Source organism: Cereibacter ovatus (genome assembly GCF_900207575.1).
Lineage (GTDB): Bacteria > Pseudomonadota > Alphaproteobacteria > Rhodobacterales > Rhodobacteraceae > Cereibacter_A > Cereibacter_A ovatus.
Genome location: NZ_OAOQ01000002.1, coordinates 192,723 through 205,301, shown reverse-complemented (window position 1 = coordinate 205,301; position 12,579 = coordinate 192,723). Strand labels below are relative to the sequence as shown.

The window sequence follows — 12,579 nt, the reverse complement described above, 5'->3', positions numbered from 1 at the left end:
TCGCACCCGGCGGGTCCGAAACCGCAGCACAGGACCGCCGGCTGGGCCTGAACGCAACCGCGCCGGTCGGATCGTGGATGGGCCCGATCGCGCCTTAGCGGTCCGAGGCGGAACGCACCACCTCGACCGCCGCGCCAAGCAGCCGGTCAAGCAGCAGCCGCGCCTCGTCGGCCATGCGCATGAAGGCGCGCAGCGCAGGCTCGGCGCCCGGCATTTCCTGCGCAAGACGCGGCGCCATGACGTAAAGCGTGGCAATCCCCAGCGCGATCACGATCATCAGCATGAACCCCGCCCGATAGGCCGCCCGCGACGGCCGCGGCACATGCCCCGCCACCATCTCCGCCGCCGGGGAATGGCCATCGGCAGGCCGCAGGGTCGAGTTGATTTCTTCGATATCCGGCAGCAGCGCCCGGCGCGGCCGCGGCCCGACGGGATGGGGGTCGGGATCGGGATCGGGATCGGCCTCGGGCAGAACCGCCGGCTCTGCGATGGGTTGCAGCCGTGGCCGAAGCTCGGGCCAGGGGTCTGTTGCGCCTGCGGCCTGCGTCACGGCAGCGGGCATGGCCGCAGGCGGATCAGCCGGCGCAGGCTCTGCGACCGGCATGGCCACAGGCGTATCAGCCAGCGCGGGCTCTGCGACGGGTGTGACCGCAGGCGTATCAGCCGGCATGGGCTCTGCGACGGGTGGCGGCGCGGCGGGACCGGCGTCGCCAGCAGCCTCGATCCCAAGCGCCTCGCGCCGGCGCTGCTCGGCCTCGCGCAGGGCTTCTTCGCGCAGGACGGCCAGCAGGCTGCCGTCCAGACTGCGGCTGGGCGGAACAACCACCGGGGCGGCGGGGGGGACCTCGTCCGGCCCGTCGTCCTCATCCTCGGGCAGGGGCGCGTCGCGCAGGAAAGAGGGGTCCACCGGCGCGGGGGGCTCGGGCAGCGATGCCGCGGGCGGGGGGGCCGCTTCCGGCCAGGATGTGGGCGTGACAGGCGGACGGGCCAGCGGATCTGGCCCCGCCACCACGCCGGGGGCATGAAACCAGCCATGGCCGCAGTTCGAACACTGCACGTCGCGGCCTTCCGGCGGGATCGCCGCATCGGACACTTCGTATTGCGCATTGCAATTCGGACAGATCAGCCGCATGTCCCGTTCCCGCCCCGTGCCCGTAGTTTTGCGGCATCTTGTAGCAACGATGCCGCCCCCATCCAAGCCTTTGTGGCCCGGCGCTTCTTCAAGCCCGATTGAAACCGGGCCCGACCTGCGTAGACTGCCCGCGCATCCGCGGGATGACTGAGGGAGAACCGGGCGTGATCGCCTTCGACAATGTCGCCTACAGCTACGGCGGGGGAGAGTTGCTCTCGGACGTATCGCTGCGCCTTACGCCGGGGTCGTTCCACTTCCTGACCGGGCCTTCGGGCGCGGGCAAGTCGACCTTCCTGAAACTGTGCTATGCCGAACTGCTGCCCACCGCAGGCCGCGTCACGATCTTCGACCGCGAGGTGCGCGGTCTGGACCGCGACGAGGTGGCGCGGATGCGCCGGCGTATGGGGGTCGTGCATCAGGATTGCCAGTTCCTCGACCATCTGCCGATCGCGGCGAACGTTACGCTGCCGCTGGCGGTGTCGGGCCGCGACACGAGCGCGCAGGATCTGGCCGACCTGCTGGCATGGGTCGGGCTGGGGCAACTGGCCGATGCGCTGCCGCCGTCGCTGTCGGGGGGCGAACGCCAACGCGCGGCGGTGGCGCGCGCCATCATCATGTCGCCCGATGTGGTGCTGGCCGACGAACCCACCGGCAACCTTGACTGGGACATGTCGCTGCGGCTGTTGCGCCTGCTGGTCGAACTGAACCGGATGGGGAAAACCATCCTTGTCGCCACCCATGACCTGAACCTGATCCGCAACGCCAAGCAGCAGGTGGCGGCGCGGGTGCTGCGGATCTCGAACCGGCGGGTGCAGCTTGCGGGGGCCGACCTGTGAGGATCACCGACCTTCTGGCCGAGCTGCGCCAACCCGACCGGCAGGCCGACCGCGTCGTGCCACCTTCAGGCCACACCGCATGGCTGACCTCGTTCGTGGCCGGGACCATGGCCTTTCTGGCGGTGTTTGCGCTGGCACTGTCCCTGGCGGCGGGGCGCCTTGCCGACCGCTGGTCCGAGGCGCTGGAGCGCACCGCCACCATCCGCATCTCGGCCCCCGAGGAACAGATGGAGACCCAGACCCGCGCCGTCCTTGCGGTGCTGGAGACGACGCCCGGCATCGGCTCGGCCCGCGCCCTGACCGACGCGGAACAGCAGGCCCTGCTTGCGCCGTGGTTCGGAGCCGACCTGCCGCTGGATACGCTGCCGATTCCGCGGCTGGTCGAGCTGCACGAGGAAGGCGAAGGCTATGACGCCGAGGGCCTGCGCCAGCGGCTGGCCGCCGAGGCGCCGGGCGCGGTGCTGGACGATCACCTGCGCTGGCGTCAGCCGCTGGCGGTGGCGGCGTCCCGGTTGCGGCTGCTGGGCGGGGCGTCGATCCTGCTGATTCTGGCCAGCATGGCGGCGATGATCACGCTTGCGGCCAATGCCTCGCTTGCGGCCAATGCGCAGGTGATCCGCGTCCTGCGCCTTGTGGGGGCGCGCGATATCTATATCGCCCGCGCCTTCGTGCGCCGCTTCACCCTGCGCGCCCTGACCGGCGCCGGTGTAGGCGCGCTGGCGGGAATGGCGGCGGTGACGCTGCTGCCCTCGGCCGAGGCCGCGGGCGGTTTCCTGACGGGCCTTGGCTTTCAGGGCGCGGGCTGGTTCGTGCCACTGTTGCTGCCGCCCATCGCCGGCACCGTCGCCTTCTTCGCCACCCGCGCCGCCGCCCTTCGCAAACTCAAGGAACTTACCTGATGCGCTACGCGCTGCAATGGACGCTGTCCCTTATCTTCAACATCCAGATGTATGTCTCGATGATCGTGATCGCGCTGGTGTTCACGCCGCTGGTGATCATCGACCGCAAATGGACGCTGGTCTGGATGAAGGCGTTCGCGCACTGGGCACGGTTCTCGGCGCGCTGGATTGTCGGCCTGAAGACCGAGGTCCGCGGCGAGGTGCCCACAGGTGCCGTGCTGATCGCCTCGAAGCACCAGAGTTTCCTTGATTCCATCACGCTGGTCTCGGTCCTGCCGGCGCCCCGCTTCGTGATGAAGAAGGAACTGAGCTGGATTCCGCTGATGGGCTGGATGGCGCTGCGGGCGGGGTTCATCCCGGTCGATCGCGGCAGGCGCGGGGCGGCGATCAAGAAGATGATGGCCGATGTCGAAAAGGGCCGCGAGACAGCCGGGCAGTTGATCATCTATCCGCAGGGAACCCGCGTCGCGGCGGGGGCGGCCGCGCCCTACAAGATGGGCACGGCGGTGCTTTATGGCCAGTTGGGCCAGATGTGCCATCCGGTTGCGACCAATGTCGGCGTGTTCTGGCCGCGCCATGGCGTCTATCGCAAGCGCGGCACCGCGGTGATCGAGTTCCTGCCCCCGATCGGGCCGGGCCACACCGCCGCCACCTTCATGGTGGAACTGGAACAGGCGATCGAGGGCGCCTCGAACCGGCTGATCGCGGAAGGGCGTGGCCGCGACTGAACGCCCGCGGCCCTGCCCGGGCGGCGCGCGGGCCGATCGCCCGCATCGGCCCCGGCTCTGTCCGTTCGCGAAGGGGCAGGCCGGATCAGCGCACCTGACGGACCATGGTGATCGCGGCCTTGAAGCCAAAGATCAGGCTGAGCGCGCCGATGGCATGGCTTTGGGTCGCGACGAAGCCCAGCCGTTCATACAGCGCACGGGCACGCCAGTTGCTGTCCACCACATCAAGGCGCACGGCGCTGTAGCCGCGCCGGATCGCCTCGGCGCAGATCTCGGCCAGAAGGGCGGTGCCGATGCCATGGCTGCGCACCTCGCGCGCGACGCAGATCCCGTCGAGAAGGAACCGCTCGTTGTCGACATCGCCCTGCAACAGCCGCAAAAGCGCAGCCCGCCACAGCCCGCCCCAACGGCCATAGACCGCGCGCATGTCGGCGCTGGTGCCGCCGGCAAACCCGCCCGACGGCGTCTTGAACCCGGCCAGCCCCACAAGGCGGCCGTGTTCGTCCAGCGCGGCAATGGCATGGTCGGCGCGCATCACCCGTTCCAGAAAGACCAGCGCCAAAGGTTCGGGGCCCATCACGCGCGACAGCTTGCCGCCGAACGCCTGCCAGTAAAGTTCCGCCGCCCGGCGGCGGTCCGCGGCAGACAGGCCATACTGAAGCGAGACGTTCATATCAGCGCCAGCCGCAACTGATCGGCATGGCCGGTGCCAAGAATCCAGCCCTCTTCGGCCCGGCCGGGCCAGTCGGGCACATCGGCCAGCAGATCGGCCAGGGCGCCATCGCGGGCCAGCCGCCACAGCGATCGCGCCATCAGGCGGACCTGCGCGGAATCCTTGATCTCGCCTTCGCGCATGGCCTTGGTGATCTGGGGGCCCAGCAGCGAGGGATAGATCTCGGCCACCACAAGCGGCGCGGTGGCGGGATCGAACGGCCAGACCGCGGCGCCAAAACGCCGGCGAAGCCGCGCAATCACCGGCAGGCCCAGCAGGGCCTGCGACCCGACCGAGCCGGTGGTGTAAAGCTTCCAGACCGGATGCGCCTTGGGCACGGACAGTTCGACCCGGCGGCGTTCCGCGATGCCCAGCGCCTCGTGGTCGCACAGCTTGCGTTCCGGCAGATCCGGCAGGTCAAGCCCTGACGGCCGGCCCCAGAACGGGCCAAAGCCCGCGAACTGGCGGTTGATCGTCTGGGCAAGCTGGAAGCGGTTGTTGGCATTGTCCGGGCCATCCTCGACCCGCGCTTCCAGCCATTCCCACACCGCAGGGGCCCAGGCTTCACCGACCAGCCGTGGCGCGAACCCCGCAGGATAGCCCATCGGAAAGTCGAACCCCGCCAGCACCCGCCGCCCCGCCGCCAGTTCGAAGGCAAAGAGATCGTTCAGATGCGCCTCGGCATCGGCGCGGGTGCGGTGATAGCTGACGGTTTCGCCCAGGGGGCTGGCCACCCCGATCCAGATCGCATCCGACGACGGCTTGCGCGGCGACGGCACCGAGGCCCCCGACCAGTCCACCGCAATCACCGTATCGAACCCCGACCGGATCAGCCCGGTTTCGGTCAGGACGAACTCGGCCAGACCGGCGGCATCCTCGGGGTGAAACAGCGGCAAGGGCTGCGCCGCAAGCGGGGCCTGCCCCGGTTCGGCCGCCATCGCGCGGATCGTCGGGTCGGCGGGCTGTCCCGCATCGCGGCCCGGAAGCAGCGCGATCTTGGGATGAGGCTCGCGGCGGTAGCCATCGACCAGCACCAGATCGACTGGCGCCATCCGGGCCAGCAGGGCATGCAGATCGGGCTCGGCGCCCAGATGGTCACGCAGCAGCATGAAGCGATCGGCCGAAGCCAGCACCACCTCGGACGCCCCGGCCGAGCGGTAGCCCTGCACCGGGCGGGCGGGCTGGCCCATCGCGGCCTCGGGGGACAGATGCCGGACGGTCGAGACACTGAAGCCGCGCCCGGCAATGGCCGCCACCAGCCGTTCCGTCAGTTCGGCCCGGCCCGCATCCGTGCCGCCCACAATCCCGAAGATCTTCATCCGTCCATCCGCACCATCGTTTCCGCCCGCGCCAGATCGTCAGGCGCGTTCAGGTTGAGGAAAGCGTTTGCGTCGGAAAATCCAGCCCGTGCGGCCCCATGCCGCGCCGCAAAGCCCATGACGCGCGCCTCGCCCGCCGCAAGCCATGCCGCAAGATCGTCTGCCAGTGCCACGGGCCAAAGACCGCAGGCCGGGTGGGTGCGCCCGCCGGCCTCGGCCACGGCGGCACCGCCGTCGCCGGCCAGCCACAGCCGCGGCACCAGATCGCCCGGCAGGAACGGCGTGTCGACCGGAACCGAGACCACCGCATCCGCCCCCGCCGCCCTGGCCCAGCGCAGGCCCGCCAGCACCCCCGACAGCGGCCCCTGCCGCGCCTGATCGGCCAGAACCGGCAACCCGAATCCGGCAAAGCGCGCGGGATCGCCATTGGCGCTGATCGCCAGTTCCTCGACCTGCGGGCCCAGCCGGTCGATGGCGTGGGCGATCAGCGGCCGGCCCGCAAGGGGCAGAAACGCCTTGTCCACGCCCCCCATGCGCCGGCCTTCGCCGCCGGCAAGGATCAGACCGTAGATTCTCATCCGCCTCTCCGATTGCATCCCCGTGACAGAACGCCTAAGCGCAAGTCGCGCGATGGTAAACCCGCGCGCAGCCAGCCGAAGGTTCCCGCCCATGTCGCCCCGCCGCTCTGCCTTTTTGCGCGGATTGTTTTCCGCCCTGCCCTTCATGCTGGTGATCGCACCGTTCGGTCTGTTGTTCGGCGTTGTCGGCACCGAAGCCGGGCTGAACATCGTCGAGGTCATGGGATTCTCGATCATCGTGATCGCGGGGGCGGCGCAGTTCGCGGCGGTGCAGATGCTGGCCGACAATGCGCCGACGGTCATTATCCTCGCGACCTCGCTGGCGGTGAACCTGCGGATGGCGATGTATTCGGCCTCGCTGACACCGCATCTGGGGCAGGCGCCGGTGGGGCTGCGCGCGCTGATGGCCTATTGCCTTGTCGATCAGACCTATGCCGCGGCGATGATCGACTATGAGAAAAACCCCCACCAGTCGCCGGGCGAAAAGATCGCCTTCTTCTTTGGCGCGGTGTTGCCGGTCTGCCCGCTGTGGTATGTCGCGACCTATGTCGGCGCGCAGGTGGGAACCGCAATCCCGCCCGAGTTCGCGCTGGATTTCGCGGTGCCGATCACCTTCCTTGCGATGATCGCGCCGATGCTGCGCACAGTGGCGCATGTCGCGGCGGCGGGGGTGTCGATCGCGCTGTCGCTGGCGCTGGCCTTCGTGCCCTACAACGGCGGCTTGCTGGTGGCGGCGGCGGCGGCCATGGCCACCGGCGCCTGGATCGAGGCCTGGACGGATCGGAGACGCGCGACATGATCGAGGATACCGCACAGGTCTGGATCGTGATGATCGTGCTGGGCTTGGGCACGTTCCTGCTGCGATTCTCGTTTCTGGGCATGATCGGCAGCCGGCCGATGCCGCTGTGGGCGCTGCGCCTGTTGCGCTACACCCCGGTGGCGGTGCTGCCGGGGCTGGTGGCGCCGATGGTGCTGTGGCCGACCGCGACAGGCGGCGAGACCGACCCCGCCCGACTGGCCGCCGCCTGTGCGGCTGTGGCGATGGGGCTTCTCAGCCGCAACGTCTTTGCCGCGATCTTCGCGGGGGCGGCGGCGCTTTACCTGACGCCCTGGCTGCTGGGCTAGTTCAGCCGCGGATCGCCCGCCTGCACGATCAGCACGCCGTGGTTGTCATCGGCATCGTCGTCGCGGATCATCCGGGTCTTGACGCCGGGCAGTTCGGCGAAATCGGCCATCAGCCGGTTCGGATACCAGGTCGGGCCGACCGGCTCGAACCCCGGCACGCCATCCAGGATCTTCGAGACCGACCGCGCGCAGTTGGCCTTGGGCACCGCGCCATAGGCCATCGCCCGGCGCGCCACCATGTCGGCCACCTCGACCGGCACCTGAACCGTCTGCTCGTGCACGTCAAACGTCTCGCGCGCGTGGTAGTCGATGTAGAAATCGACCATTTTCGGCGTCACCCCGAAATGGACATCATTGCGTTCCGGCAGGCGCGGGTGGCGCCATGTTCCCGCGGGGTCGAACATCACCACCTGCGAGCCGTTGATGAGAAGCCCGGTATGGGCCCCGCCGCCGCCCTTCACCCGCGTGACGGTGTAAAGCGTGATCGAGCCCGGCTGAGGCGAGACGAAATGCGCCGCCGCAACCTGGTGATCGGGGGCCCAGACCGGCTCGGCGGTGGTGCCGCAGGCGGCAAGCGCCAGACAGGCGGCGCCTAGAAGATGGTGTCGCATCATGTGTCCCGTGGGGCGCCGCGGTCGGCCCTTTCAGGCGTTGGCCAGCGCAAGAAAGATAAGGACCGCAAGGATGACCGCCACCGCCCGGCCCACCAGCCGCAGAAAGCCCGCAAAGGTTCTTTGCTGCTGCGTGATGTCCATCGTGCCGGGCACATGCCCGTGCGCGCCGTGCGAATGGTCGGTTCGGCCCCCGATCCCGGTGTGATTGTCCGCCATCTATCCGATCTCCCCCGGTCTGTCACGCCCGCGCCGCGGCCCGAAAGCCCCGGTGCGCCGGCGCGCCTCAGCCGGGTCGACCGCGCCAGAGCCATTCGCCCCCCGGCCCGCGCTCGCGTGCGATGTCGCCCCGCAACCAGAGATGGTTGAGATGCGCCACCGCCTCGACCAGCCCCATGCCATAGGCCTGACCCTGAAGCTCGCGTCCGAACAGCGGAAGGAAACACTGAACGGCGGTGCGCGGTTCCCCAAGATGGGCGCGAAGCCGGTCCAGCGCGCCTTCGTGGTTGTCGATCATCTGGCGCAGGCGCAGCGGCAGGCCGGTGAAGGGCAGCTTGTGGCCGGGCAGGATCAGCAGATCGTCGCGCGCATGGGCCTGAAAGGCGCGGCAGGATGCCAGCCATTCGGCCAGCGGATCGGCCTCGGGTTCCGAGGCATAGACGCCGATGTTGGCGGAAATGCCGGGCAGCAGTTGATCGCCCCCCAGAACCAGAGCGTCATCAAGGCTCCAGAGTGTGGCATGTTCCGGGGCGTGGCCGTGGCCCACCCGGACAATCCAGCGCCGCCCGCCCGCGGTCAGCACATCGCCCTCGACGATGCGGGTAAAGCCCAGCGGCAGCGGCGCCACCATGTCCGAGAAGTTGAACGGCCGTTCCGTGGCCCGCTGGGCCAGCATGTCGGCCGGCATCCCGGCGCCCCGCCAGAAGGCCAGCGTTTCCGCCGTGGGCAGGGGCTGCACATCCAGCACCAGCATCCGCGCATAAAGCCACGAGGTCCGCGTGGTCACCAGTTCCGCCCCCATCGACTGGAACCAGCCGGCAAGGCCCACATGGTCGGGGTGGTAATGGGTGACGATCACGCGCCGGATCGGCCGCCCCTGCAAAGGCCCGGCCATCAGCCCCTGCCAGATCGCGCGGCCGCGGCGGCTGTCAAAGCCGGTATCGACCAGCGTCCAGCCGTCACCGTCATCCAGCGCAAACACGTTCACATGATCCAGCTGCATCGGCAGCGGCAGGCGCAGCCACAGCACGCCCTCGGCCAGCGGCACGGCTGCGCCTTCGGGCGGAGGGATCTCGAACGGCGTGCGGATCGGCGCGGTCACGCCGCCAGATCCTCGGGCGACAGCGCGTAAAGCCCGTCCGCCCCCTCGCGCACCTGTGCCAGCAGTGCCGCATGTTCCGGCAGCAGGCGGCGGATCGCGACCCGCGCCAAGGGTTCGCGCGCCGGATCGGCAATCGCCGCGGTCAGGTGGAAATGGGCACCCAGCACGCGGGCGAAGGCGCGCAGATAGGGCACGGCGCCGGCGTAGCGGTCCTGCATGTCCTGCGCGATCAGGGTTTCGGTCGCCTCGCGCAGGGCTTCGGACGCGGCCCAGACATCGTTGGCCAGGTCGGGCAGCGTGTGGCGGGCGGTTTCGGCGGCGTCCTCGATTTCCTGCATCAGGCGGAAGGCGGCCTCGCCTCCGTCCATCATCTTGCGGCCCACCAGATCCATCGCCTGTATGCCGTTGGTGCCTTCGTAAATCGCGGTCACCCGCACATCGCGCATGAATTGCGCGGCACCCGTCGCCTCGATGAAGCCGGTTCCGCCATGGACCTGCACCCCCATCGAGGCGACCTCGATCCCCACATCGGTGCCGAAGGCCTTGGCGATCGGCGTCAGCAGTGCCGCCCGTGCCGCCCATTCGGCCGAGCCGGTGGCCCGCCCCATGTCCAGCGCCACCGCACAGGCCAGCGCGATGGCCCGGGCCGAGAAGGTCTCGGCCTTCATCACCGCCAGCATCCGCCGCACATCGGCATGATCGACGATCGTGCCCGCCCCGCCCTGCCGGCGTTCCAGCGCATAGGCCAGCGCCGCCTGCGTCGCGGCCTCGGCCACGCCCACGCCCTGCACGCCGACGCCAAGGCGGGCGTTGTTCATCATCGTGAACATCGCGGCCATCCCGCGGTGCGGCGCCCCCACCAGCCAGCCCCGCGCAGCGTCGAACTGCATGACCGCGGTGGGCGAGCCATGCAGGCCCAGCTTGTCTTCCAGGCTGACCACGCTCACGCCGTTGCGCGGCCCCGGATTGCCTTCGGCATCGGGGATGAATTTCGGCACCATGAACAGGCTGATGCCGCGGGTGCCGGGCGGGCCGTCGGGCAGCCGGGCCAGCACGAGGTGGCAGGTGTTGGCGATGAAATCGCTGTCGGCCCAGGTGATGAAGATCTTTTGTCCGGTGATGGCATGGGTGCCGTCGCCCAGCGGCTCGGCCCGGGTTCTGACCGCGCCCACATCCGATCCGGCCTGCGGCTCGGTCAGGTTCATGGTGCCGTTCCACTCGCCCGAGATCAGCCGGGGCAGATACAGCGCCTTGATCTCGTCGCTTGCGTGATGTTCCAGCGCCTCGATCTGGCCCTGCGTCAGCAGCGGGTTCAGATGCAGCGACAGGCAGGCGCCGGCCATCATCTCGTTCACGGCCGTCGTCACGGTCAGCGGCAGACCCATGCCGCCATGGGCGGGATCGGCCGAAATCCCGACCCAGCCGCCTTCGGCAATGGCGCGATAGCCCTCGGCAAAGCCGGGTGGCGTGCGGACCACGCCGTTTTCCAGCCGCGCGGGATGCAGATCGCCCGGCCGTTGCAGCGGCGCCAGCACTTCCTCGCACAGTTTGCCGGCTTCGGACAGCACGGCCTCGACCGTCTCGGCCGAGCTTTCGGCAAAGCGGTCGGTGGCGGCAACCTGATCCAGCCCGACCACATGGCGCAGAAGGAAGCGAAAGTCGGCCAGCGGGGCGCGATAGGGCATGGGAACCTCCGGGAAGGCGCGCCTTGGCAAACCGGCGGGGCGCGGCTAAGTCAGCGGAAGCCTACCCTACCCGCCCCCATCCTCAAGCTCAACGCTGCGTCACAGATGACCAAGACCCGCCTGCTTGCCCCGACCCCCGAAGGGATCGCCGAGGCCGCCCGCCTGCTGGCCGGCGGCGGCCTTGTCGCCTTCCCGACCGAGACGGTCTACGGCCTGGGCGGGGATGCGCGCGACGACCGGGCGGTGGCGCGGATCTTCGAGGCCAAGGGCCGGCCGCGGTTCAACCCGCTGATCGTGCATCTGCCGGATCTGGATACCGCCCGCCACTATGCCCGGTTCGATGCCGCGGCCGAACGGGTGGCGGCCGCGTTCTGGCCCGGGCCGCTGACGCTGGTGCTGCCGCTGGGTCAGGCGCCACTGTCGCCCCTTGTGACGGCGGGGCTGGGGTCGGTCGCGATCCGGGTGCCGGCGCATCCCCTGGCGCGCGATCTGTTGCGGGCGTTCGGCGGGCCGGTGGCCGCGCCTTCGGCCAATCCGTCGGGCCGGGTCAGCCCGACCCGCGCCACCCATGTGCTGGACGGGCTTTCCGACCGGATCGAGGCGGTTCTGGATGGTGGCCCCTGCGCGGTGGGGGTGGAGTCGACGATTCTGGGGCTGGACGGCCCGCCCCGCCTGCTGCGCCCCGGTGGCCTGCCGGTCGAGGCGCTGGAAGATTGCCTGGGCCAGCCGATCCTGACCGGCGGCGATGCCGCCCGGCCCAGCGCGCCGGGTCAGCTGGCCTCGCATTATGCGCCGGGGGTAGCGGTGCGGCTGGGGGTGCAGGCGCCGAAGCCGGACGAGACCTTTCTGGGTTTCGGGCCTTCGGGGGGCGATCTGAACCTGTCGCCCTCGGGCGATCTGGTCGAGGCGGCGGCGAACCTGTTTCACATGCTGCGCGAAGCCGACGGGCTGGACCGCCCGCTGGCGGTGGCGCCGATCCCCGAAAAGGGCCTTGGCCGCGCGATCAACGACAGGCTGCGGCGGGCGGCGGCGCCCCGCCCCTAGCCCAGCGCGGCGCAGCGGTCGTGCGCCATGCAGGTCACGAGATGGTCGTTCACCATGCCCGTGGCCTGCATGAAGGCATAGGTGATCGTCGGCCCGCAAAAGCGAAACCCGTGTGCCTTCAGGTCTTTGGAGAGGGCCCGGGCAGCGGCGCTTTCGGTCGGGATCTCGGACATGGCGGCAAAGCGGTTCTGCACCGGGCGGCCATCCACATGCCGCCACAGGAAATCCGAAAAACTTTCCCGCTCCTCGATCGCCAGAAAGGCGCGGGCATTGCCGATTGTGGCCTCGATCTTGCCACGGTGGCGCACAATGCCGGCGTCCGTCAGCAGGCGGGCGACCTCGGGCTCACCCCAGCGGGCAATGATGGCGGGATCAAAGCCAGCAAAGGCGGCACGAAATGCCTCGCGTTTTCGAAGAATGGTGATCCATGACAGGCCGGCCTGAAACCCGTCCAGCATCAGTTTTTCCCATAAGGCACGGGGATCGCGTTCGGGCATTCCCCATTCGCAATCGTGATAAGCGACATAAAGCGGGTCGCTTCCGCACCATGCACAACGGATGGGGGTCACATCCAAAGGAATATCAATCC

The 12,579-nt window shown here is 69.4% G+C and carries 15 protein-coding genes; 6 read left to right on the top strand and 9 right to left on the bottom strand.

What is annotated here, in order from left to right:
- Window positions 1–94: 94 nt before the first annotated feature.
- Complete coding sequence (locus tag CRO07_RS03215) at window positions 95–1,132, bottom strand: zinc-ribbon domain-containing protein (RefSeq protein ID WP_097029244.1); 1,038 nt, start codon at window positions 1,130–1,132, stop codon at window positions 95–97.
- A 164-nt stretch (window positions 1,133–1,296) separates the two neighbouring features.
- Between CRO07_RS03215 and CRO07_RS03210 the strand changes: the two genes are divergently transcribed.
- The 3 genes from CRO07_RS03210 to CRO07_RS03200 are packed head-to-tail and all read left to right on the top strand — an operon-like array spanning window position 1,297 to window position 3,595.
- On the top strand, window positions 1,297–1,968 hold the full coding sequence (locus CRO07_RS03210; protein WP_097029243.1) for a cell division ATP-binding protein FtsE: 672 nt from the start codon (window positions 1,297–1,299) through the stop codon (window positions 1,966–1,968).
- Window positions 1,965–2,867, top strand: coding sequence for a cell division protein FtsX (locus CRO07_RS03205; protein WP_097029242.1), 903 nt, complete (start codon window positions 1,965–1,967; stop codon window positions 2,865–2,867). Before CRO07_RS03210 ends, CRO07_RS03205 begins: the two co-directional genes overlap by 4 nt.
- Window positions 2,867–3,595, top strand: coding sequence for a lysophospholipid acyltransferase family protein (locus CRO07_RS03200; RefSeq protein WP_097029241.1), 729 nt, complete (start codon window positions 2,867–2,869; stop codon window positions 3,593–3,595). Before CRO07_RS03205 ends, CRO07_RS03200 begins: the two co-directional genes overlap by 1 nt.
- Before the next feature lie 85 nt (window positions 3,596–3,680).
- Here the strand turns inward: CRO07_RS03200 and CRO07_RS03195 are convergent, their stop codons facing one another.
- The 3 genes from CRO07_RS03195 to mobA are packed head-to-tail and all read right to left on the bottom strand — an operon-like array spanning window position 3,681 to window position 6,204.
- On the bottom strand, window positions 3,681–4,268 hold the full coding sequence (locus CRO07_RS03195) for a GNAT family N-acetyltransferase (protein WP_097029240.1): 588 nt from the start codon (window positions 4,266–4,268) through the stop codon (window positions 3,681–3,683).
- Complete coding sequence (locus CRO07_RS03190) at window positions 4,265–5,626, bottom strand: molybdopterin-guanine dinucleotide biosynthesis protein MobB (RefSeq protein WP_097029239.1); 1,362 nt, start codon at window positions 5,624–5,626, stop codon at window positions 4,265–4,267. The genes CRO07_RS03195 and CRO07_RS03190 overlap by 4 nt, the downstream gene beginning before the upstream one ends.
- The gene (gene mobA / locus CRO07_RS03185) at window positions 5,623–6,204 is read right to left on the bottom strand and encodes a molybdenum cofactor guanylyltransferase MobA (protein ID WP_097029238.1); all 582 of its coding nucleotides are present in this window, start codon (window positions 6,202–6,204) and stop codon (window positions 5,623–5,625) included. Before mobA ends, CRO07_RS03190 begins: the two co-directional genes overlap by 4 nt.
- Before the next feature lie 91 nt (window positions 6,205–6,295).
- Between mobA and CRO07_RS03180 the strand changes: the two genes are divergently transcribed.
- Both CRO07_RS03180 and CRO07_RS03175 read left to right on the top strand, forming a co-directional pair.
- Window positions 6,296–7,003: an AzlC family ABC transporter permease gene (locus CRO07_RS03180; protein ID WP_097029237.1), complete on the top strand. Its 708-nt coding sequence runs from the start codon at window positions 6,296–6,298 to the stop codon at window positions 7,001–7,003.
- A complete protein-coding gene (locus CRO07_RS03175) occupies window positions 7,000–7,329 on the top strand; it encodes an AzlD domain-containing protein (RefSeq protein ID WP_097029236.1) in 330 nt (109 codons plus the stop codon). Before CRO07_RS03180 ends, CRO07_RS03175 begins: the two co-directional genes overlap by 4 nt.
- Here the strand turns inward: CRO07_RS03175 and CRO07_RS03170 are convergent.
- The 4 genes from CRO07_RS03170 to CRO07_RS03155 form a co-directional block, all read right to left on the bottom strand.
- Entirely contained in the window at window positions 7,326–7,940 is a 615-nt protein-coding gene (locus CRO07_RS03170) for a hypothetical protein (protein ID WP_097029473.1), read from the bottom strand. The genes CRO07_RS03175 and CRO07_RS03170 overlap by 4 nt on opposite strands.
- 33 nt (window positions 7,941–7,973) lie before the next feature.
- On the bottom strand, window positions 7,974–8,159 hold the full coding sequence (locus CRO07_RS03165; protein ID WP_097029235.1) for an aa3-type cytochrome c oxidase subunit IV: 186 nt from the start codon (window positions 8,157–8,159) through the stop codon (window positions 7,974–7,976).
- A gap of 67 nt (window positions 8,160–8,226) precedes the next feature.
- Window positions 8,227–9,261 (bottom strand): MBL fold metallo-hydrolase, encoded by a 1,035-nt coding sequence (locus CRO07_RS03160; protein ID WP_097029234.1) that lies wholly within the window; start codon window positions 9,259–9,261, stop codon window positions 8,227–8,229.
- Window positions 9,258–10,946, bottom strand: a complete 1,689-nt coding sequence (locus CRO07_RS03155; protein ID WP_097029233.1) for an acyl-CoA dehydrogenase — start codon at window positions 10,944–10,946, stop codon at window positions 9,258–9,260. The genes CRO07_RS03160 and CRO07_RS03155 overlap by 4 nt, the downstream gene beginning before the upstream one ends.
- A gap of 105 nt (window positions 10,947–11,051) precedes the next feature.
- On the opposite strand from CRO07_RS03155, the gene CRO07_RS03150 reads away from it, so the two are divergent.
- On the top strand, window positions 11,052–11,990 hold the full coding sequence (locus tag CRO07_RS03150) for an L-threonylcarbamoyladenylate synthase (RefSeq protein WP_097029232.1): 939 nt from the start codon (window positions 11,052–11,054) through the stop codon (window positions 11,988–11,990).
- On the opposite strand, the gene CRO07_RS03145 is transcribed toward CRO07_RS03150, so the two are convergent.
- Window positions 11,987–12,565, bottom strand: coding sequence for a DNA-3-methyladenine glycosylase I (locus tag CRO07_RS03145; RefSeq protein WP_097029472.1), 579 nt, complete (start codon window positions 12,563–12,565; stop codon window positions 11,987–11,989). The genes CRO07_RS03150 and CRO07_RS03145 overlap by 4 nt on opposite strands.
- Window positions 12,566–12,579 lie beyond the last annotated feature (14 nt).